Source organism: Succiniclasticum sp., assembly GCF_056977735.1.
Window position 1 is genome coordinate 43,033 of the sequence record NZ_DBMCWA010000006.1, and the last position, 20,654, is coordinate 63,686.

The window sequence follows — 20,654 nt, forward strand, 5'->3', positions numbered from 1 at the left end:
GGATTTGAATGACTAAGTACATAGAAGAAGCAAAGGTCGTGGGGCAGCGGATCCTGAACGCCACGACCAAACAGATCGATTTGATTGCACCCCAAATTGCAAAGGAGGCTGTGCCCGGCCAGTTTGTGAATGTGCAGGTGTCGCGGCGTACCGCGCCGCTGCTGCGCCGTCCGCTGGGCATTGCCTGCGTGGACCGGAACTATGGCGCCATCAGCCTGATCTACCGTATCGTGGGCGACGCCACGAAAATTCTGGCCGATGCCTGTAGCGGGGATGTGCTGAGCATTGTGGGCCCGCTGGGACACGGCTTTGACCTGAGTGCCAAACAGCCGCTGCTGGTAGGCGGCGGCACCGGACTGGCGCCCCTGCTGTATCTGGCCCAGACTATGGTTGACAGTGGCATTAAACCGGATGTCCTTATGGGCGGCAGAACGGCGGACGATCTGTTCTGGAAAGATATCTATCTTGACCTTGTGGAACGGATGGGACTGACTACGGACGATGGAACGCTGGGGACAAAGGGAACGGTTATGGCGGAGCTGCCCACGCTGCTGCGCCGTATCAAATATGACTGCGTGTATGTCTGCGGCCCGGCGCCCATGATGAAAGCGGTTTCCGCTGCCGTATTGGAAAAAGGCATCAAATGCCAGGTATCACTGGAAAAATATATGGCCTGCGGGCTGGGCGCCTGTCTGTCCTGCAGCTGCCAGGGCATCGGAAAACGGATGAAGGTCTGCCAGGACGGCCCTGTGTTCCGGGCGGAGGAGGTGACGGAATGGTAAGGTATCTGTATCATAACCGTCTGGCCGTGGATATTTCCGGGCTGAAAATGAAAACGCCGGTGACCACCGCTTCCGGAACCTTCGGCTTCGGTCTGGAGTTTACGGACTTTCTGGATTTGGAAAAGGTGGGGGCCGTTACGGTAAAAGGCACCACCCTGGCGCCCCGGGCAGGCAATAAGGGCCAACGGGTAGTGGAAACCCCTTCCGGCATGCTGAACTGCGTGGGGCTGGAAAACCCGGGCAGCGAGTACTTTTTGAAAGAGACGCTGCCGAAACTGCGCAAATATAAAGTACCCATTATTGTCAACATTGACGCTTCCAGTCCGGAAGAATACGGCGAACTGGCGGCGAAACTGGACGTAAAAGGTGTGGACGCGGTGGAGATCAACGTGAGCTGCCCCAACATCAAAGACGGCGGCCTGGTCTTCGGCACCAACGCCAAAAGCATGGCCCAGGTGGTCAAAGAAGTAAAAAAGAACACCTCCAAAGTAGTCATCACCAAGCTTTCCCCCAATGTGACCAGCATTACCGAAATGGCCAAAGCGGCGGAAGACGCGGGCACGGACGCCCTTTCCCTGATCAATACCCTGATAGGCATGAAGATTGACATCCACCGCCAGCGTCCTGTGCTGGGTAACGTGACCGGCGGCCTCAGCGGTCCCTGCATCCGTCCGGTGGCGGTGCGTATGTGCTATGAAGTGGCGCAGGCGGTGAAAGTGCCCATTATCGGTATGGGCGGCATTATGTGCGCGGAAGATGCAGTTGAATTTTTCCTGGCCGGCGCCAGCGCCATTGCGGTAGGTACTGCGAATTTTGTGAACCCTGCTATCGCTGAGACCATCAGCCTGGGAATTCTGGAGTACATGGATCAGCACAATATCAAAAAGATACAGGATATGATTGGGCTGGCATTACCGGGACGGGGCTGAAACAGCAGATTTTGCGTAATACATCGTTTAGTGTAATCGGCAAAGAGAAGAATATTATCGGATGAGTCGGATGACTTATTGACGATGGCGACATTGATCCGCAAGAAAAGCGAAAAGCAAAACGCAAACGAACTGAGGTGACGTAACAGTATGCAAAATGATCCGAGGCTGATTGCCGCCCTGGATTTTCCCACGGCGGAAGCGGCGAAACAGGCCGTAGAAGAAATCGGGGACGCGGTAGTCTACTATAAGGTAGGCATGGAATTGTACTATGCGGCGGGGAACGAGATGATCCGTTTCCTGAAGGAACGTGGCAAAAAGGTATTTCTGGATTTAAAATTACAGGATATTCCCAACACCGTAGCCAGCGCCCTGAAAGTAGAAACGAAACTGGGCGTGGACATGATCAACGTCCATGCCGTAGGCGGGAAAAAGATGATGGAAGCGGCAGCGGCAGCCATTCGGGAAAAGGCGGAAGAGCTGGGCATCGAACGGCCGAAACTGCTGGCAGTGACCATCCTCACCAGCATGGACGAGGAACAGTTTGCCGATTTGAATTACAAAAACACCATTGCGGAACAGGTGCTGGCCCTTGCCAAACTGGCGAAAGCAGCCGGACTGGACGGCGTGGTGGCTTCCCCGAAAGAAGCTGCGGAAATCCGCAAAGCCTGCGGCCCGGATTTTCTGATCGTCACCCCCGGTGTGCGTCCGGCCGGCAGCGCGCTGGACGACCAGAGCCGCGTGACCACGCCGGCCCAGGCCTTCGCCAACGGATCCTCCCACATCGTAGTGGGGCGGCCCATCATGAAAGCGGCGGACCGGAGGCAGGCGGCTGCAGATATTGTGGAAGAGATAAGGAATATAAAATAGAGGAGGCGCTTTCATGTTAAGCGAAAAAGAAGTACTGCACCTGCTGGAAGAGACGCAGGCTGTTCTGCATGGCCATTTCCTGCTGACCAGCGGCCTGCACAGTCCCATGTATGTAGAAAAATTCAACGTGCTGCAGCATCCTGCCTATACGGAAAAACTGTGCAAGGAGATTGCGGCCCGGTATGCCAGCGACAATATCGAATTAGTGGTAGGTCCTACTACCGGGGGTATCCTGCTGGCCCATGAAACCGGTAAGGCGCTGGGTACCCGCGCCATTTTTACGGAACGGGAAAACGGAAAGATGACCCTGAAACGTGGCTTCCAGATTCCGGAAGGCTGTCGCGTGCTGGTAGTAGAAGATATTGTTACCACCGGCGGCAGCGTAAAAGAAGTGATGGACGTAGTGCGGGAACATGGCGGCAACGTAATTGGCGTGGGCCTGCTGGTGGACCGCAGCGGCGGCAAAGTGGACTTTGGTGTGCGGACGGAAGCGCTGCTGCATCTTGACGTACCTACCTTTAAAGCGGATGAATGCCCCCTGTGCCGCGACGGTGTGGAGCTGACCAAGCGGGGAAGCACCGGAAAAAACAATCCGGTAAAGAAGTAAAAGATCAATAAACAGGCAACGTTTTGAAAAATGACTTGTGAAACGGAAAAAATGCTTGCCTAAAACATATATCTGTGATATAATTCTAAAACGTCAGGTGAACTGACAAACGGCCCGGTGGTTCAGTTGGTTAGAATGCCGCCCTGTCACGGCGGAGGTCACGAGTTCGAGTCTCGTCCGGGTCGCCACGCGGAAATAGCTCAGTTGGTAGAGCACAACCTTGCCAAGGTTGGGGTCGCGAGTTCGAGTCTCGTTTTCCGCTCCACAGGGGTATAGCTCAATTGGTAGAGCAACGGTCTCCAAAACCGTGTGTTGAGAGTTCGATTCTTTCTGCCCCTGCCATGAAAAACGTAGTCCCCATGCGGGTTTCCGCATGGGGACTTTTTCTTTTAGTTATATGTATGGATTTCCGGTTCCGTGCCAATGATCGCCGTCTCCGCCGGATCTTCTTATTAACAATTTACACTCCTGATGCGTGTTCACATGCATCAGTTTTTTTATTTTGTTCGCTTTTCTTTTTCCCGTACCTGTGCTACAATATACACAAACAATAGTTCTAAACAAGAAAGTGTGTTTTAAAAATGCGCTCGGTGCTCCATGTTGACATGAACAATTTTTATGCATCGGTAGAATGCCTGTACCGCCCTGAAATCCGGGGATTCCCTGTGGCGGTGGCGGGGGATCCGCTGAACCGGCACGGTATCATACTGGCTAAAAACATGCTTGCGAAAAAGTTGGGCGTTACCACCGGGGAAGCGATCTGGGAAGCGAAGCTGAAAGCGCCGGGGCTGGTGCTGGTGCCGCCGGACTACAAAAAGTATCTTCGTTTTTCCCGCATGGCACGGGAAATCTATTATGAGTATTCCGACCAGGTGGAGGCGTTCGGCCTGGACGAAAACTGGATCGACCTTACGAACTCGCTGCCATACCTGCAGCGCGATCCGGTGAGTATTGCGAATACGATACGCCGGCGCGTGAAAGAAGAATTAGGCGTGACGGTAAGCGTGGGTGTGTCCTTTAACAAAATTTTTGCCAAATTAGGCAGCGATATGAAAAAACCGGATGCAACCACAGTGATCCCCTATGAGCATTATAAAGAAATCGTGTGGCCGCTTCCGGTCAGTGATTTGCTGTATGTGGGAAAATCTACGGCGCGGAAACTGGAACTGATTGCTGTCAACACCATCGGCGATCTGGCGCGGATGGATGTGAACGTATTGAAACGCAGGCTGGGGAAGTGGGGCGAAGTCCTCTGGCTGTTTGCCAATGGACGGGATACGGCGCCGGTACGAAGGATCAGCGAAAGCGAACAGATCAAAAGCATCGGCAACGGTACCACCTGCCCCCGCGATCTGCAGACGGACGAAGACGTGAGACTGGTTTTTACCGTACTGGCGGAGTCGGTAGCGGCCCGGCTGCGGGACTGCTGCGTGAAATGCCAGGGGGTGCAGATTTATTTGCGGGATAATGACCTGTTCACCATTTCACGGCAAAAGAAACTTACCTGTCCCTGCTGCACGTCGGCGCCGCTTCTGGAAACCGCCATGGAATTATTCCGCCAGCATTATCGCTGGCCCAAACCGTTGCGCGGCGTGAGCCTGTCCGCCATTTATCTCGTGACCGGCAACAAGCACATACAACTTTCATTATTTGACGACACAGCGGAGCAGCTTCTTGTACAGGAACAGATCGAAAAGACCGTTGACCGGCTGCGCAGCCGTTTCGGGCATAACGCGATCCTGCGGGCCAGCGCATTGCTTGACCCTGGGCTGACCGGTTTCAATCCGAAAGAAGACCATACGATACATCCATACAGCTATTTCAGGTAAAGAAAATGAAAATCAATTTGAAAGTCAATGCAGAATTTGATATAGATGGAACTATCCGGCCTACGTCCATCGTATGGGAAGACGGAAGAGTGTTCGAAATAGACCGCATCCTGGATGTGCGGCGGGCGGCGTCGCTGAAAGCCGGAGGAGTGGGGATGCGGTACATTTGCCGGATACGGGGTAAGAAGGTATTGCTGTTCAACGAAGAGGGTCACTGGTTTATGGAAAAATAACAAGGAACTTTTCATTTCAGCGGAAACTTTTCGCATCAGCTGTTGCGGATAGTTCTTTCTTTCCGTTCAGAAAAGTGATATAATATATAGGAACTTTTTTTGATTTTGGCAGGGGACAACTCAATTATGAAAGACATCAACTTTTACATGAACCTGGATTACCCGTATAAAATAACGCCCGAAGAGGACGGCGGTTTTCATGCGGAAATCCCATTGCTTCCCGGGTGTATTGCCCACGGGGAGACGGAAGAGGAAGCGCTGCGGTACCTGAATGTGGCAAAATGCGAATGGATCACCGGCATGCTGGAACGGCACATCCCCATTCCACAGCCGCCTTACAGGGTTCTTTCCGTATCCCATAACTGGCAACGGGCGAAACGGTAAACTTACATCCGGAAAACATTGTTTTTATTTAATTTAAACAGAGTAAAATAAGAGGCTGGCGAAACAACGTTCGTCAGCCTCTGTTTCTTTATATATTCGGTTATTTATTCTGCTTTTTCTTTTCTTCCTGCATTTTGCGAATCATAGGTTTAATTCCGCCATTTTGCAAAATGCCCATCATATACTCGTTCATCGGTTCCGCCTTCGCTCTGGCGCCAGTGGTTTTATTGATAATTTCCCCTGTAGTAAAATCAATGCAGACTTTATCTCCACGCTTCACCAGCGCATGAATTCCCTTGCAGGTGATAGCAGGGACTCCCAGGTTGATGGCGTTGCGGTAAAAGATCCGCCCAAAGGATTCAGCCAGAATCGCACCAACCTGGATTCCCTTCAGGGTCATGGCTGCATGCTCGCGGGAGGAACCACAGCCGAAGTTTGTGCCGGCCACAATTATATCCCCCGGCAGGAAAAATGTTGCCAGATTCGGTTCTTCGCTGCCGCTCAAGGCATGTTTCCGGATATCTTCCATTTCGGTCAGTTCCACATATTTGCCCGGATAGATCTGGTCGGTGTCAATATTGTTACCAAATACGTACGCTGTCCCTTCAGCAATCGGTTTCATTCTGCTTTCCCTCCTTCCAGATACAGACGCGGATCCGTAATTTTACCGTTCAGCGCGGCAGCCGCGACGCTGGCAGGCGAACCCAAATAAATACGTCCCTTCACGTGGCCCATACGGCCGGGGAAGTTACGGTTGGTGGAAGAAACGCAGACTTCGTCTTCCGCCAGCAGGCCCTGATGAATGCCCAGGCAGGCCGCACAGCCTGGCGCGGTGAGGGTGGCGCCTGCTTCCATTAGTGTCTGGATGTATCCTTTTTCCAGGCATTCCTGCAAAACAAAACGGGAGCCCGGCACCAAAATCATACGGGTACCGTACGCAATATGTTTGCCTTTTAAGATCTTCGCGGCAACCGCAAAGTCTTCCGTACGTCCGCCTGTGCAGGAACCCAGATAGCACTGATCCACATGCAGTCCCGCAAAGGCTGCCAGGTCATCCACGTTATCCACGCTGAAGGGCGCTGCCATCTGGGGGCCGATTTCCGTCACATCGAAGGTCAGGTCGGCATCATACACATAATCCGGATCTGTTTCGTAAACCGTATAGTCAGTAATGTTGTGTTCTGCCAGATAGGCCATGGTGATTTCGTCCGGCTGGATGTAACTGGTCTTGGCACCCATTTCGGTAGACATATTGCACATGGCCATGCGTTCCGAAATGCTGAGCTGTTTCAGCACAGGCCCTGCAAATTCTACTGCTTTATATACGCCATAGTCCGCTTTCAGTTTGCCGATGATGTTCAGGATGATGTCCTTGGCATACACACCGGGCTGCAGTTTGCCGGTCAGGTTGATGCGGATAATTTCCGGCACCTTAAACCAAAGTTTTCCCGTTACCAGGATGGTGGCCAGATCCGTTGCGCCCACACCCGTGCCAAAAGCCCCGAATGCGCCGTGGGTGGTAGTATGGGAATCGGTGATGACAATGATCTGTCCCGGACGGGAGAAACCGTAATCCGCCATCAGCTGATGGCAGACGCCTTCGTTGATATCCATAAGATGGGGGATACCCTGTTCATTTGTGAACTGACGGAACTTTTTGTGATTGTCCGCCTGCTTTTCGGTGGCGCAGGGGGCGTAGTGGTCAAAGAACAGGATGACTTTTTCCGGATCGAAGACCGTTTCGCCACCCATTTCGTAAAACGATTTCACGGTCTGGTAATACAGATCGTTGATGCCGGCAATGTCTACGTCGCAGATTACGATTTCACCGGCGTGGACAGAATCTTTGCCGGCTTTTTTTGCCAGCAGTTTTTCAATGGCATGCATGATGGAAACCTCCTTTTTACATTACAGGATACTATAAACAGGCAACCGTTTGAACGGTTTCTTTCGGTTATCCGCTATATTTTTCCAAAAACGGAAGCATCTTTTCCAATACGAATTCAGGCTGTTCTTCCGGAACAAAGTGACCGCACTGGGGAACAGCGGCACCTTCGATGTTACTGGCCAGCGGTTTCCATTTGTCCATTACGTTCCAGAGTTTTCCGACCACGCCGTTCTGCCCCCATAACAGCAGCAGAGGAGTTTCAATCTTCTTCTTGCGGTCCGGTTCATCAAGCTTCATGTCGATGGTAGCACTGGCGCGGTAATCTTCGCAGATGCCGTGGACGGTGCGAATATCGCTGAAGCAGCGGGTATATTCCGCCAGCACATCCGGCGGGAAGTTAGCCCGGGCTGCGGGACCTATCTTCAAATTCAGATTATAATTGATAAACCGGTCCGGATCTGCGGAAAGTGCCGTTTCGGGGAACCCTTTTCCCTGGATGTAGAAGAACCAGTGCCAGTATTTGGTGGCAAATTCTTCGTTGGTTTCTTTGTACATGTCATACGTGGCGATAATGTCCATCAGGGTGCAGCTCTTTATTTTTTCCGGGTGATCCATGATCATGCGGTGCAGTACCCGTGCGCCCCGGTCGTGTCCGGCCACATGGAACCGTTCAAAGCCCAGCGCCTGCATTACTTTCACCTGATCGTCAGCCATGGCGCGTTTGGAATAGTTAGAATGGTCGGGAAGGCCTTCCGGCTTACTGCTGTCGCCATACCCGCGCAGATCGGTGATGACAACGGTGTAATGCCTCGTCAGTTCCGGTGTCAGGAAGCGCCACATCAGGTGCGTCTCCGGATGCCCGTGCACCAGCAGGATTGCTTCTTTCCCGCTGCCGCCGATGAGCGTGTTGATTTCAATTCCGGGTTCGGTTTCAATGTGTGTCTGTCGGAATCCGGGAAAGTACTTTTCATCAATTGTCATCATGAACTCCTCCCTGTTTTGTTATGGATTGAAATATGGAATGCTTTCTTAATAATAAGTATCCGATTTTTTAAAAGATTTGTAAAATACTCTTTTTTAATATTCTTATAGCTTTTTGCTATAAGAAATTGTATAATGTTGACAGCACAAACGAACCGGAGGTCTTTATGACACTGACACAGCTTCGCTATTTCTATGCGGCCGGAAAATTCCAGAATATCAGCCAGGCTGCGGGAGCCCTGCATGTTTCGCAGCCAACCCTTTCTGTGGCCATACGGGCCCTGGAAAAAGAAACCGGACTTCACCTGTTTTACCGTATGGGTAAGCAGATTGTCCTGACCGAAGACGGACAGGTTTTGCTGGCGAAGATCACACCCCTGCTGGACCGGTTCCAGCAGCTGGATGAGGAAATACAGGATATGGCCCACCGTAAGAACCATATCCGCATGGCCGTGCCGCTGCAGATCGGCGTAAAGCTGCTGCCGGCTCTGTTTACAGAGTTTCCCCGTGCCTTTCCGGAGCTGACCTTCGACATCGTGGAAGCAGGGGGAATCGATGCGCTGCCCATGATTGAACGGGGCGAGCTGGACATTTCCGTAACCAATTATGACGATCACTTTATTCCTTCGCTGCGGTATCATACCATTGGGAAAAGCGAAATCTGTTTCTGCACGGGGAAGAACCATCCCCTGGCAGGCAGAATGCCCGTTTCCATCCGCTCCGCCGCAAAGGAACCGCTGGTGTTGCTGAACGGGGGCTTTTTCATTACCCGCCGGCTGAACGAGATGTTTCAGGAAGCGGGCGTTTCACCCCGGGTTCTTTTGTACAGCGGCCAGTTGCATACTATAAAGCACCTTGTGCGGACCGGGGTTGCATCCACCTTCCTGATGCGGCAGGCCATCTGCCCGGAAGATGATATTGCGATGCTGTCCATGGAGCCGGTGCAGACCATCCATACAGGTATCGTGACGCGCCGTGACAGGCCGGTTTATCATGACGAGGACCGGCTTTTCCGGTTCATCCGGCAGATAATTCTAGCGTGTTGATACAACAAAGTTTTCCAGATACAACCTGAGGTAAATTCAGATTATGCGTATTGAACTACCGATACAGTCAGTTAAGTTGAAAAAAGAAATCAGAAGCATCCTGAAGAGAGACATAGTACTGACAGTCTCCCTGTTGTTGGCGCTGGTTTCTTCTCTTTTTTTTAACCCGACTCCTGCTTACATAGACTTTCCCGTACTGGGCATGCTGCTGTCCTTTATGCTGGTGGTAGCCGGCTTCCGGAAGCTGCAGGTGCTGGAAAAAGCCGCCAGCTTCCTGTTTGTTCACTGCAGCACCACACGGCACGTGGCGGCCGTATTGGTCGGGCTTCCATTTTTCACATCCATGCTTGTCACCAATGACGTCTCCCTGCTGATTTTTGTACCCCTGGCCCTGATCACCGGCAAACAGCTGAAACTGGACGTAGGGCGGATCGTGATATTCCAGACACTGGCTGCCAATCTGGGCAGTGCCTGCACCCCTATGGGGAACCCACAGAACCTGTTCATCTATTACCATTACCAGCTGACCACCAGCTACTTTTTTTCCGTGCTGGGGCCGCTGTCTGTACTGAGCGCTCTGTGGCTGGCCATTCTGGTGCACGGACTGCCAAACCGCAGACTGCAGCTGGAACACAGCGAAACGGAAACCGGCCTGCGCTCCCGGATCCTTGTCTTTTCCGGCCTGCTGCTGCTGTGCTTCCTTTCGGTGTTGCACGTAATAAGCCCCCTTGTGTGTACCGCCGCCGTAGTGGCCGTGGTAGCCGCGGTGGACCGCAGCCTGCTGAAACAGGCGGACTACTCCCTGCTGCTGACCTTTATCGGCTTTTTCATCTTTATCGGCAACCTGTCCCACTGGGATGCCATCCGGCAGCTGCACCAGTACCTGCACCATGCCCGGGGTATCGTATACCTGGCCGGCATCGTGGCCAGCCAGTTTATCAGCAACGTGCCTGCCGCCATGCTGCTGGCCGGTTTCACCCGCAACGCCGGTGAACTGCTGCTGGGGGTTGACGTAGGCGGCCTGGGCACCCTGATCGCCTCCATGGCCAGCGTGATCAGCTACAAGCTGTACGCCAATGCCTATCCCCATCAGGTGATGAACTACCTGCGCATGTTTTTGTTCTACAACTTCGCCGGACTGATCGGAATCGGGGGGATCGTGTACTGGTGGATGGTGAGATAAAACCATATTGTTCACAATTTTTTCACAAAAATTTGCTATATTTAGTGTTTTTTCAAAAAAGGACAAAAATGGTCTTTGAATGTGAAATTTTCTTCACAGTTTTTTTGAAAAAACACTTTATTTTTTTGTTGACTGCCTCTAAACTTTGACTTGTGCCAGGCGAAAGGAGGCTGATACATTGCGGTTATTCCGATGGCGAGCCCGGAGTTCAGGTGGAAGAGTATATAACGGCGAATATTATGCAGAATGCGAAGAACAGGTTATTGACTTCATCCACAAAAATTATGGGTATGTTACAAACATTGAAAGGATAAAAGATAAAAAGGCCTTTCAGCGTTGGTTTGAACCGCGTTTGCAATTCTCAAATAAGGAAAGGGCGATTTTTTACAAACAGCTATCCACATTGTTGGATGCGGGTATTCCTATTGTGAAAGGAATAGAGATGGTTGCCGGGAGGCTAAGCGAAAAGTTCAAGCCGGTTTGTATGCGGCTAAATCTGAGCCTGCAAAGCGGTCAACCTTTATCTTATGCAATGTCTTTACAGCCGGACATATTCTCAAGGATGAATGTATCGGTTGTTGAGGCTGGAGAGGTGAGTGGACAGATTTCCCAGGTTCTTCTTTCTCTTTCAAATTTTTACAAGCAGCAGGATGAGCTTGCAAAACTGGTACGTAATGTCTGTATATATCCAGGTTTCTTGCTGGTATTGGCTTTTCTTACATTTGTTTTTTTTAGTGTAAAGCTGGTACCCTCTTTTGCAGAGCTATATCAATCGCTTGGGGTAAAGGAGACTTTACTTTTGCAGATACTGCTTTCAATTTCCAATCAGTTGCAAAATCATACGGTTGCTCTTTCCTGTATGTGTTTGATTAGCGGTAAGTTGTTATTGTTGCAACGTGCAAAAATCTTTTCCTTGCTGATGTGTTTTCCCGGAATCAGGAGAATGCGCCATTCTTTTTTGGAAATACGTTTTACAAGATTGATGGCGCTGATGCTGCATAGCGGTATTTCTTTCCCGGAAGCTATTCTGCGTGCTTCTGTTGCGTTGACCGATACCTCTATGAAGAATAACGCAAAAAAGTTTTCGGAGAATGTCCTGCGTGGTGTAGGTATTACAGAAGCAGCAATGCAGTCGGGAAATCTTTTCAGCCAGACAGGATTGGAGTTTTTGAGCATTGGTGAAAGTTCCGGTAATCTGCCGGGTATGCTGACGGAATTTGCGGAAATCCAGGAACAGGAGCTTTTTGCCCGCCTCCGGGATTTAAAAGCAGTTTTAGAACCGGTATTGGTGGTCATAATTGCTGCGATGATTTTTGCAGTTATGTCTGTAATGCTGTCGCCGCTGTTTGATTTAATGACGAAGATGCCGGAATAACAATGGCCGGAGGAACAGTTATGTTAAAAAGAATAAAAGAAAAAATTAATTCTGTTGGAAGGAGGAATGTTTCCCACAAAGCGGGATTCAGTCTGATTGAAGTAATTGCAGTTACGATAATTATCGGTGTGATGGCTACCATGTTAATGCCTGCGATTGACGGAGCAGGCTCTAAAGCACGTAACGCAAAGCTGAGAAATGATCTTGCGACATTGGATCAGGCAATTGCCACATATAAACTCGAGCAGGGAAGCGTTCCTGCTTCACTTGATAGTTTAGTCCCTGACTATGTTGCCCAAAACAAAGGCTTTAAAGATGCCAAAAATGAAGATTTCCAGTATTCTGTATCCGGTAGCACTTACACTTTGACCGGTTCTGATGCAGAGGGTAATACTGTAACTTCTAATGGCAGTGTTGAAGCGGAGACACAGGGCTGAGGGTTATCTGCTGGTTGAATGGCTGACAGCTGTTTTCCTGTATGGGATTCTCCTTTCAGGACTGTTTATAGGAATTTCCGTATATGAAAAAACGGTAGCGGTGGTGCAGGTGGAAAGTACGGCCCGGGAATTTGCTCAGGATATTCTTCTTACCAGGGAACGAGCTCTTGCGGGTTCAGATATGGGGTATGTGGAATTAAGCAACGGGCGTAAAGGGTATTGGGTCTTCCGGAGGCCGAATCTGGTTGATAAGAAACGAGGTTTTGCGTCGGGTGGGTCTGTAGCAGTACGATTTAGCAGTATTCCTGCTTACATTATCAAATTTTCCATCAATGGATCTCCGTCTGTAAGTGGACAATTTATACTGCAGCATGAAAGGATTACCTCCGTTCAGGTTAAAGTGAGCCTTGAGCCTGTTACAGGGAGGGTACGGGTAGAACGTGTGAATTTATGAAACGGCAAAACACGATTTTGAGAATTACTCGAAAAGAGCTTCAGCAAGGGAGATACTCGGATGGTTTTGTCATATTGATGATAATCCCTGTATTTCTGGTGTTGCTTGCATTTACTACAGCATTGGTCGGCTGTATCTCTTGTTCATTACACGCTATGGCACATACTAATGAGATGCTGCAGGCATATTCTATAATGGAGGAAGATCAAGCGGTCTGGCAAAAAGAAGTATTAGCTGACAAATTAAATGATTCTTATGAAAAGGATTATGAAAAAGTAATATCGACGCAGACACTTGGACCGTATATTCTCCTTGTTAAAGAAATGCGAAATAAAGCTACAGGAAAGGTATTGGTAAACCGTCTGGAATTTATACCAATAGAAAAGGCAGATGGACAAACATCCTGAACGATGCTTTGATAAAAGAAAATCTGGCTCGATTCTTTTAGAATTAAACATTGTTTTTATGGTTATTGTTATTGCCAGTAGTGTATATTGCAGCGCGGTGCAGGTATTCTTTAACAATAGCAGGAAACTATTGGCGGCTATTGAAATTGCAAAGGCAGCCCGCTATACAGAAAGCATAATTCGTAGAGAACTTTCCTATAACTCGGCAAAAGTAAAGCTGGCAAAAGATTTCAATAACCGGGATCAGATTATCTGTTGGAAAACATATAAAAATGTTCGCGCGTATTGGTATTTGTCGAATACGATGTTATATCGGAAGACATTAAAAGATTCAACGACAGGTGTCAATTCATTTTCAAATCCGGAAATCAAGTTGACTGATTTTAAAACTTTTCCGTTAGGAAAGAATAAAATTGGTGTCATTATGGCGTTTAAGGATCCGGAAAGTGGTTTGGAAAGAAGGATCGCTTCAGCTTTGTTTTTAAGCAATGGTTTTGTAGTAAATGAAAGTTCTTTATGAAATGTTTTGTTAGTGAGTCTGATGATCAGGGGGCAGTGGGAGGCACGGACAGGAAGAATGGATTCATTATACTTCCGCTCCTGCTGTTCCTGATGGCTTGTTCGGGTATAGTCTTATGTTATGGACGCAGTGTTTACCAGGAGGCGGAGGCCGTTCGTGAGTTTTTATGCCGGAAGCAGCTGGAAACTATTGCCCAAAGTTTTATGTTAATTTCTTTACAGCAGGAAAAAGAAACAGCAATCAGTGATGCTGTTTATAACCTGCCCCTTTTACAGCCCGGTAACAATGAAGTACGGATCGTGGTTTCAGTTAACAGGGTGAAGGATTTGGGTTTGCGATTTCTTAAAGTTGAAGTAGCAGATTCCAATTCGAATGAATTTTCACTGCGGCAGTGTGTCATGTTCTTTCCTGCTCCATTGATTCAACTGCTCGAAAACCCGGTTACAGATTTGTCAGGTTCCGCAGGAAAGGAAGAAACAGGAGAGAAGAAAAATACTATCACAAGCAAATCAGGTGGCGCAGTTTTTCCGCAGTTTTCCATAGGGGAAATTGCAGAATGGGCTTCGACTGGTTTTCCCTCTCCATTGGAAATGCAGCGTGACGGATTGAGCGGATGGATATATCTCAGCAGGAAAGAAATTTCTCTTCCGAAAGGCCTAAAAGTAAATGGCGATGGGATACTTTGTTTTGGCGAAGATGTGACCATAGGTGACAACTCAGTATTTACAGGTCGTATCATTATTTTGGCAGATTGCAACCTTCATATTGGCAATCAGGTTAGATTAGAAAAATCGTTACTGCTGTGCCGGGGAAAGGTGACCATTGGAACGGACAGCTTTATCAATGGCGCGGTTATGGCAAAGCAGGGCGTTGTTACAGGTGAGAATGTGACAATTATCGGTGACAAGGAGGTGTTGGAACCTTTTAATTCAATTATCAGTTATTAAATTATATGATAGAAGATACAGATAATAATTGTATTTGATCAATGTTTATCTGATATACAATTAAATATTTGAGTAAAGCATAGTCTCCTTCTGTGCATTGATTCAGAGGGCTGTTTATGAAAACTTATGTTTTTCTCCACTTAATCCCCCGTTTGTGCTGCGGGGGATTTTTTCTCCCCAATTTCTCATACTCTGCATCAGTATCTATGGTATAATAAATAACAGAAATACGGATTTCGATAGCTGTTTCACGATGTAACAGGAAAGGTGGTCAGTTCCATGAAGAATTACGCGAAACCCGGCGAAGTGATGTATCACGTAGGTTTATCGAAGGAGATGCTGCAGGGCGCAAAGTATGCCCTGGTGCCCGGGGATCCGGGACGGGTGGAAGGGCTGGCGAAGGCCCTGGATCCGGATGCGGTGTATCTGGAAAGCCATCGCGAGTTTACCAGCTGGCTGGCCCGTGTGGACGGTGAACCGGTGCTGGTGATGAGCAGCGGCATGGGCGGTCCCTGCATCACCTTTGTGGTGGAAGAACTGGGGCGGCTGGGGGTCACTACGTTTATCCGCGTGGGTACCACCGGTTCCCTGCAGGAAGACCTGAACCTGGGGGATGTGGTGATCAGTAAGGCGGCGGTTCGCATGGACGGGGCCAGCAAAGCCTATGCCCCGGTGGAGTTTCCGGCGGTAGCCGATCTGGATGTGACCGTGGCGCTGCGGGATGCGGCGAAGGAACTGAAGATCCCCTTTGGCCTGGGCATCACGGTGACGACGGACAGCTTCTGGCCCGGGCAGGAACGCTACGACAGCTTTAACGGGTATGTGGTGCGCCGTCTGCAGGGCACACTGAAGGAGTGGCAGGCTTTGGGCTGCACGAATTTTGAAATGGAAGCGGCGACGCTGCTGACCCTGTGCAGTGTGCACGGGCTGCGGGCCGGCGCCATCTGCGGCGTGGTGGCCAAGCGTACGGACAGCGAGGCCGTGGCGCCGCCGGATGTGTACAAGGTGGCGGAAAAACGTTTCCAGGCTGTGGCGAAACGGGCGCTGGAAAAGCTGATTGCGGCAGATAAAGGATAATGCAGGAGGCATAGTATGTTAGAGATTGGAACGAAGGCGCCGGCGTTTACGCTGCCGGACCAGGATGGGAACATGGTTTCCCTGAAAGATTTTAAGGGACAGAAGGTCGTGCTGTATTTTTATCCGAAAGATAACACCCCGGGCTGTACGAAACAGGCCTGTAATTTTGGGGAACTGCTGCCCCAGTTCCGGGAAAAAGGCGCGGTGGTCATCGGCGTCAGCAAGGATTCCGTAGCCTCCCATAAAAAGTTTCAGGAAAAGTTCGGCCTGCCTTTTACACTGCTGTCGGATCCGGAGCTGCAGGTCATTCAGGCTTACGGCGTATGGCAGGAAAAGAACATGTACGGCAAAAAAACCATGGGCGTGGTGCGCTCAACATATTTAATTGATGAAAAGGGCATCATTGTGAAAGCGTTTGGCAAGGTGAAGGCAGCAGAAAATCCGCAGCAGATGCTGGACGAACTGTAATGGTTCAGTATGTCCGTAAGAGTGTGCTTGAATACAAAAAATGAGGAGGCATAACAATGGCCCGTGTCATCATTACATTGCTGGATTCGTTTGGTATCGGTTGGGCCCATGATGCGGAAGCCTTTGGGGACAAAGGTTCCGATACCCTGGGACATATTGCGGCGTGGATGGGGAAAAACCGCAAACAGGCGGACGGCTCGCCCCGGTATCTGGCGCTGCCGAACCTGGCAGTCTTGGGGCTGGAAAAGGCCCATCTTGTAAGTACGGGGGAGAGGCTGGCTCATCCGCTCTCCGGGGAAACGCTGCAGGCCGATCCGCTGGATGGCGGACGGGTGAAGGCGGCCTATACCTGCGCGGAAGAGGTGAGCAAGGGTAAGGATACCCTCAGCGGTCACTGGGAGATCGCCGGTGTACCGGTGGATTTTGACTGGGGCTATTTCCCCGATCAGCCGAAGTGTTTTCCGCAGGCGCTGGTGGATGCGCTGATCAGGGAAGGGAACCTGCCCGGTGTGCTGGGGGAAAAGCTGGCCAGCGGTACGGTGATCATCCAGGAACTGGGCGAGGAGCATATGCGCACCGGCAAGCCTATCATTTATTCCTCCGCAGACAGCGTGCTGCAGATTGCCTGCCATGAGGAGACCTTCGGGCTGGAACGGCTCTATGATCTTTGCAAACTGAGTTTTGAACTGGTGAAACCCTATAAGATCGCCCGTGTCATCGCCCGTCCGTTTGTGGGGAAGAAGGCCGGGGAGTTTGCGCGTGTGGCGGCCCACCGTCACGATTACGCGGTACCGGCCCATGAGGATACCCTGCTGGACAGATTGGTGGCAGCCGGCGGGAATGTGTACGCGGTTGGCAAGATTGCCGATATTTTTGCCCACCGGGGCATTACGAAGCATTACCCCGCGGCGGGGCTGGACAAAATTTTTGACGCCACCCTGCAGGCGGTGAAGGATGCGCCGGACCGGACGCTGGTATTCGCTAACTTTGTGGATTTCGATTCGTCCTTCGGCCATCGGCGGGACGCGCTGGGGTATGGGGAAGGCCTGGAGTATTACGACAGCAGGCTTCCGGAACTGTTCTCATTAATGCAGTCAGATGATGTGCTGCTGGTGACGGCGGACCACGGCTGCGATCCTACCTGGAAGGGCACGGACCATACCCGGGAAAAGATTCCCGTTTTGTTCTACGGAAAGAATGTGAAACCGCAGCAGATTCCGCCGTTCCACATTTTCAGCGATATCGGTCAGACCCTGGCTGCGTATCTGGGCGTGGGCCCGTTGGGACACGGGACCGCGGCGGATATCTGGAAACGATAGACCTGCGGCAGGGGCGGCATGGGTTTGCCATAACAGGAAGCGCCATGCGGGGAACTGCCGTGGCTTGCAGGGGATGCCGGCTGGTGTGCGCGTCTCCATAAAAATGACATAATTGGCTGGTATACTGATTCCGGGTTGTAAATGAGCCGATACGGTATCAGATACTATGCGAAGAAAAAAATGATTTTGGATTGGCAGGGGGTGAAGAGAATGAAAAAACTGTTCCTGCTTCTGGCGCTGGTCGTTACGCTGTGCAGCGGCGTCGCCGGGAATATTTCCGGGTTGGAGGCTGTTCCTTTTTTGGGTGCGGCCAGGGCGTATGCCTTTGAGACAAAGCCGGTGAATTTTGTGGTGATCGACCGCACCGGCAGCGTGAGCCGGGCGGATATGCGGGGCTGGATCCAGATGGTGAAGATGGATTACCATGTGCCCTATTACCGGCTGATGGATGATAATACCAAAGCCGAGGCGGCGGTGAATGAGATGTTTGCTAAAAACCCGAAACCGGACAAGGAAGCCATGAAGGCTGCTGCGGAACAGGCGGGTTGCGGGGCGCTGGTGGTGATGGTAGTGCACCGTATGGATTCCTACATGGTGACCAGCCATTCACCCTTTGACTATGACAGGGAAACCTATGTAAGGACATATGCCTTTGCCGATATGTTCGCGTACAATTCCGACGGAAACAAGTTCATCCGCCGGTTCCTGCGGGAAACGGACCTGAAACCGCTGGGGCTGGAGGAGGATCCGTCGGATACCATTAAATGGACGTTAGGCAATTTATTAAATAAAATGGAAGGAAAACCGCAGATCTGATGCATGTTCGACAGGCCCGGCCGTTTTGGGCGGGCCTGTGGGTTCCTGCTGTCCGGACTGTGCCGGATCAACGGGGAAAACGTGTGGCGGTGAGATTATACTGTTATGCCAAAACCGGAAGAGATTGAAGTGATTATGAAGCGCCGTCCCGATTGGGAGTTTCTGCAGAAGCTGCCGAAAGTGCTGCGCGGCTTTACGTTTGTGGAAGGCGGCGAATTGAAGGGACATGAATTTTTGCTGGGTGCATATGTCAATGAAGCGGCCCGGCGCAGGCTGGAACTGATTTACACGGATGAGACCTTTGATTATGTGCCTATTCGCCAGGTGGGGCTGCTCCGCTACCGGGATTTCCGTTTCATCACCCGGGACAGGGATCAGTTCGAAGAATGGATCAACCAGTATATCGACCGGCTGGTAGAGGAAACAACGCCCACGTATATACCCCGGTCTGGTCATCTGCTGAAGCGGAAGGGCATCCTGGACTGGCATTTCCCGGATACGCTGCCGGAACGGGTGGGCAGTTTTGTCAAGTACATCGGTCCGCAGTATCCGCTGGATTTTATCAATAACGCAACCGTTATTTTAGACTATGCGGATTTTGACGCAGGCAACGAACTGGTGTTTCTGTATAACAGGGCGCGTAATGAGTTTTATGCGGAGAATAAAACGCATTTTATTCCCAACACGATTCACGATTTTGACGCAAAAAAGCTGGCGGATCTGGAAGTATTGCTGGCGGAACGGCTGGAACCGTATCTGCTGGAGTTGGGAAACGGCGTTCATCACGCAAACCCGGTGAAGCAGGATTTTCGTAAAAAAGCTTGACAGAGACGAAGAAATAACCTATACTATTAATGCTTGATGAAAAACGGCCCGGTGGTTCAGTTGGTTAGAATGCCGCCCTGTCACGGCGGAGGTCACGAGTTCGAGTCTCGTCCGGGTCGCCATTATGCCTCGGTAGCTCAGTTGGTAGAGCAAGGGACTGAAAATCCCTGTGTCCACAGTTCGATTCTGTGCTGAGGCACCATGTTGCGGAAATAGCTCAGTTGGTAGAGCACAACCTTGCCAAGGTTGGGGTCGCGAGTTCGAGTCTCGTTTTCCGCTCCATTGTTTTAAGGCGACATAGCCAAGCGGTAAGGCAGAGGTCTGCAAAACCTTTATCCCCGGTTCAATTCCGGGTGTCGCCTCCATAATTTCTGCCGAGGTGGCGGAACTGGCAGACGCACGGGACTTAAAATCCCGCGGGTAGAGATACCCGTACCGGTTCGATTCCGGTCCCCGGCACCAGTCAATCTTACCTGTCTTTCTGAAAAGAAAGACAGGTTTTTTGTTTGTGCGGTTTCAGAATCTTTGCGTATCGTGATGCTGCGGTGCTCTTTTTTGGTTGAATGCGCCTTATTACTTGTGGTATAATATACCAATTAACGTGGGATAGTTTGCGTTTGTTTCGCAAAGGTAGGGAGGACGTGGCGATGGTGAACACCACTGACTGGCTGGTCGGCGAGGCATATTTGCGTGAGAAGGCGCCGGAATTGCTTCCTTTCATAAATAAATACGGTCACTGCACGCTGGTTCCGGATGGCAGGGAGCGGTATTTTGAAGTGTTGCTGACAGGCATTGCGGCACAGCAGCTGCCGCCGGACGTTTCCGGCCGGATCATGGGCCAGCTGCGGCGTCTGGCTGGAAATCCGGTGACGCCGGAAAAGCTCATGGCCCTGACGGATGAGACCATTGCCACCTGTGGGCTGACGGCTCTCAAGGTGACTTACATGAAAGCGTTTGCCCGCTTTGTGCTGGACAGTACCATTGATTTTGCGGCGTTCCCGGAAATGACGGATGCCCAGATTGTCAAATTGCTGAAAACGGTAAAGGGACTGGGGCAGTGGACCGTTGAAATGTTCATGCTGCTTTCCCTGTGCCGCCCGGATGTGATGCCGGGGGATGATTTTCTCCTGAAAAAAGAAATGCAGCAGTTGTTTAAGCTGAAGGAAGTGCCCAAGCGCGGGCAGATGAACCAATTGATGGAAGCCTGGCGTCCCTGGCGGAGTCTGGCGGTGTGGTATCTGTGGCAGCACAGTGCAGACAGAAGAGGAAAGTAGTCG

At 50.8% G+C, this 20,654-nt stretch carries 24 protein-coding genes and 8 tRNA genes; 29 read left to right on the forward strand and 3 right to left on the reverse strand.

Annotated features, from left to right (window positions below):
• Positions 1-8: 8 nt before the first annotated feature.
• The 10 genes from ACZOWY_RS04650 to ACZOWY_RS04695 all read left to right on the forward strand — a co-directional run bounded on the left by ACZOWY_RS04650 (position 9) and on the right by ACZOWY_RS04695 (position 5,634).
• The gene (locus ACZOWY_RS04650; RefSeq protein ID WP_484393327.1) at positions 9-782 is read left to right on the forward strand and encodes a dihydroorotate dehydrogenase electron transfer subunit; all 774 of its coding nucleotides are present in this window, start codon (positions 9-11) and stop codon (positions 780-782) included.
• Positions 776-1,711, forward strand: a complete 936-nt coding sequence (locus ACZOWY_RS04655) for a dihydroorotate dehydrogenase (RefSeq protein WP_484393329.1) — start codon at positions 776-778, stop codon at positions 1,709-1,711. The genes ACZOWY_RS04650 and ACZOWY_RS04655 overlap by 7 nt, the downstream gene beginning before the upstream one ends.
• 150 nt (positions 1,712-1,861) lie before the next feature.
• Positions 1,862-2,581 (forward strand): orotidine-5'-phosphate decarboxylase, encoded by a 720-nt coding sequence (pyrF, locus tag ACZOWY_RS04660; RefSeq protein ID WP_484393331.1) that lies wholly within the window; start codon positions 1,862-1,864, stop codon positions 2,579-2,581.
• 13 nt (positions 2,582-2,594) lie between these two features.
• Positions 2,595-3,188: an orotate phosphoribosyltransferase gene (gene pyrE, locus ACZOWY_RS04665; protein WP_484393333.1), complete on the forward strand. Its 594-nt coding sequence runs from the start codon at positions 2,595-2,597 to the stop codon at positions 3,186-3,188.
• A 111-nt stretch (positions 3,189-3,299) separates the two neighbouring features.
• Positions 3,300-3,376: transfer RNA gene (locus tag ACZOWY_RS04670), tRNA-Asp, on the forward strand.
• Between the two features lies 1 nt (position 3,377).
• A tRNA-Gly gene (locus ACZOWY_RS04675) sits at positions 3,378-3,453 on the forward strand.
• Between the two features lies 1 nt (position 3,454).
• Positions 3,455-3,530 (forward strand) — tRNA-Trp (locus ACZOWY_RS04680).
• 263 nt (positions 3,531-3,793) lie between these two features.
• Positions 3,794-5,017, forward strand: coding sequence for a DNA polymerase Y family protein (locus ACZOWY_RS04685; RefSeq protein ID WP_484393336.1), 1,224 nt, complete (start codon positions 3,794-3,796; stop codon positions 5,015-5,017).
• Positions 5,018-5,022: 5 nt separating this feature from the next.
• Positions 5,023-5,250, forward strand: a complete 228-nt coding sequence (locus ACZOWY_RS04690; RefSeq protein ID WP_484393337.1) for a hypothetical protein — start codon at positions 5,023-5,025, stop codon at positions 5,248-5,250.
• A gap of 126 nt (positions 5,251-5,376) precedes the next feature.
• Positions 5,377-5,634 (forward strand): type II toxin-antitoxin system HicB family antitoxin, encoded by a 258-nt coding sequence (locus ACZOWY_RS04695; RefSeq protein ID WP_484393339.1) that lies wholly within the window; start codon positions 5,377-5,379, stop codon positions 5,632-5,634.
• 100 nt (positions 5,635-5,734) lie between these two features.
• On the opposite strand, the gene ACZOWY_RS04700 is transcribed toward ACZOWY_RS04695, so the two are convergent.
• From ACZOWY_RS04700 to ACZOWY_RS04710, 3 genes are all read right to left on the reverse strand, one after another.
• On the reverse strand, positions 5,735-6,256 hold the full coding sequence (locus tag ACZOWY_RS04700; protein ID WP_484393340.1) for a LeuD/DmdB family oxidoreductase small subunit: 522 nt from the start codon (positions 6,254-6,256) through the stop codon (positions 5,735-5,737).
• Positions 6,253-7,521, reverse strand: coding sequence for a 3-isopropylmalate dehydratase large subunit (locus tag ACZOWY_RS04705; protein WP_484393342.1), 1,269 nt, complete (start codon positions 7,519-7,521; stop codon positions 6,253-6,255). The genes ACZOWY_RS04700 and ACZOWY_RS04705 overlap by 4 nt, the downstream gene beginning before the upstream one ends.
• A gap of 67 nt (positions 7,522-7,588) precedes the next feature.
• The gene (locus ACZOWY_RS04710) at positions 7,589-8,506 is read right to left on the reverse strand and encodes an alpha/beta fold hydrolase (RefSeq protein WP_484393344.1); all 918 of its coding nucleotides are present in this window, start codon (positions 8,504-8,506) and stop codon (positions 7,589-7,591) included.
• 164 nt (positions 8,507-8,670) lie between these two features.
• On the opposite strand from ACZOWY_RS04710, the gene ACZOWY_RS04715 reads away from it, so the two are divergent.
• The 19 genes from ACZOWY_RS04715 (at position 8,671) to ACZOWY_RS04805 (ending at position 20,651) form a co-directional block, all read left to right on the forward strand.
• Positions 8,671-9,549: a LysR family transcriptional regulator gene (locus ACZOWY_RS04715; RefSeq protein ID WP_484393346.1), complete on the forward strand. Its 879-nt coding sequence runs from the start codon at positions 8,671-8,673 to the stop codon at positions 9,547-9,549.
• 76 nt (positions 9,550-9,625) lie between these two features.
• Complete coding sequence (locus ACZOWY_RS04720) at positions 9,626-10,732, forward strand: SLC13 family permease (protein ID WP_484393349.1); 1,107 nt, start codon at positions 9,626-9,628, stop codon at positions 10,730-10,732.
• Between the two features lie 178 nt (positions 10,733-10,910).
• The gene (locus tag ACZOWY_RS04725) at positions 10,911-12,107 is read left to right on the forward strand and encodes a type II secretion system F family protein (protein WP_484393351.1); all 1,197 of its coding nucleotides are present in this window, start codon (positions 10,911-10,913) and stop codon (positions 12,105-12,107) included.
• A 20-nt stretch (positions 12,108-12,127) separates the two neighbouring features.
• Positions 12,128-12,544 (forward strand): type II secretion system protein, encoded by a 417-nt coding sequence (locus tag ACZOWY_RS04730; protein WP_484393355.1) that lies wholly within the window; start codon positions 12,128-12,130, stop codon positions 12,542-12,544.
• Entirely contained in the window at positions 12,513-12,998 is a 486-nt protein-coding gene (locus ACZOWY_RS04735) for a pilus assembly FimT family protein (RefSeq protein ID WP_484393356.1), read from the forward strand. The genes ACZOWY_RS04730 and ACZOWY_RS04735 overlap by 32 nt, the downstream gene beginning before the upstream one ends.
• Positions 12,995-13,405 (forward strand): hypothetical protein, encoded by a 411-nt coding sequence (locus ACZOWY_RS04740; protein ID WP_484393359.1) that lies wholly within the window; start codon positions 12,995-12,997, stop codon positions 13,403-13,405. Before ACZOWY_RS04735 ends, ACZOWY_RS04740 begins: the two co-directional genes overlap by 4 nt.
• 130 nt (positions 13,406-13,535) lie before the next feature.
• On the forward strand, positions 13,536-13,925 hold the full coding sequence (locus ACZOWY_RS04745) for a hypothetical protein (RefSeq protein ID WP_484393361.1): 390 nt from the start codon (positions 13,536-13,538) through the stop codon (positions 13,923-13,925).
• Positions 13,922-14,872, forward strand: a complete 951-nt coding sequence (locus ACZOWY_RS04750) for a hypothetical protein (protein WP_484393364.1) — start codon at positions 13,922-13,924, stop codon at positions 14,870-14,872. Before ACZOWY_RS04745 ends, ACZOWY_RS04750 begins: the two co-directional genes overlap by 4 nt.
• Before the next feature lie 279 nt (positions 14,873-15,151).
• Positions 15,152-15,949 carry a uridine phosphorylase gene (udp, locus tag ACZOWY_RS04755; RefSeq protein WP_484393367.1) on the forward strand — a complete coding sequence of 266 codons (798 nt, stop codon included), beginning with the start codon at positions 15,152-15,154 and terminating at the stop codon, positions 15,947-15,949.
• Positions 15,950-15,964: 15 nt separating this feature from the next.
• The gene (gene bcp / locus ACZOWY_RS04760; RefSeq protein WP_484393368.1) at positions 15,965-16,417 is read left to right on the forward strand and encodes a thioredoxin-dependent thiol peroxidase; all 453 of its coding nucleotides are present in this window, start codon (positions 15,965-15,967) and stop codon (positions 16,415-16,417) included.
• A 56-nt stretch (positions 16,418-16,473) separates the two neighbouring features.
• A complete protein-coding gene (locus ACZOWY_RS04765; protein ID WP_484393369.1) occupies positions 16,474-17,736 on the forward strand; it encodes a phosphopentomutase in 1,263 nt (420 codons plus the stop codon).
• A 210-nt stretch (positions 17,737-17,946) separates the two neighbouring features.
• Entirely contained in the window at positions 17,947-18,552 is a 606-nt protein-coding gene (locus tag ACZOWY_RS04770) for a hypothetical protein (RefSeq protein ID WP_484393372.1), read from the forward strand.
• Positions 18,553-18,657: 105 nt separating this feature from the next.
• Complete coding sequence (locus ACZOWY_RS04775) at positions 18,658-19,377, forward strand: hypothetical protein (protein WP_484393373.1); 720 nt, start codon at positions 18,658-18,660, stop codon at positions 19,375-19,377.
• Positions 19,378-19,422: 45 nt separating this feature from the next.
• Positions 19,423-19,499 (forward strand) — tRNA-Asp (locus ACZOWY_RS04780).
• Between the two features lie 4 nt (positions 19,500-19,503).
• A tRNA-Phe gene (locus ACZOWY_RS04785) sits at positions 19,504-19,579 on the forward strand.
• 4 nt (positions 19,580-19,583) lie between these two features.
• A tRNA-Gly gene (locus ACZOWY_RS04790) sits at positions 19,584-19,659 on the forward strand.
• Positions 19,660-19,668: 9 nt separating this feature from the next.
• Positions 19,669-19,742 (forward strand) — tRNA-Cys (locus tag ACZOWY_RS04795).
• An 8-nt stretch (positions 19,743-19,750) separates the two neighbouring features.
• Positions 19,751-19,839, forward strand: a tRNA-Leu gene (locus ACZOWY_RS04800).
• Between the two features lie 185 nt (positions 19,840-20,024).
• Entirely contained in the window at positions 20,025-20,651 is a 627-nt protein-coding gene (locus ACZOWY_RS04805) for a DNA-3-methyladenine glycosylase family protein (RefSeq protein ID WP_484393375.1), read from the forward strand.
• Positions 20,652-20,654 lie beyond the last annotated feature (3 nt).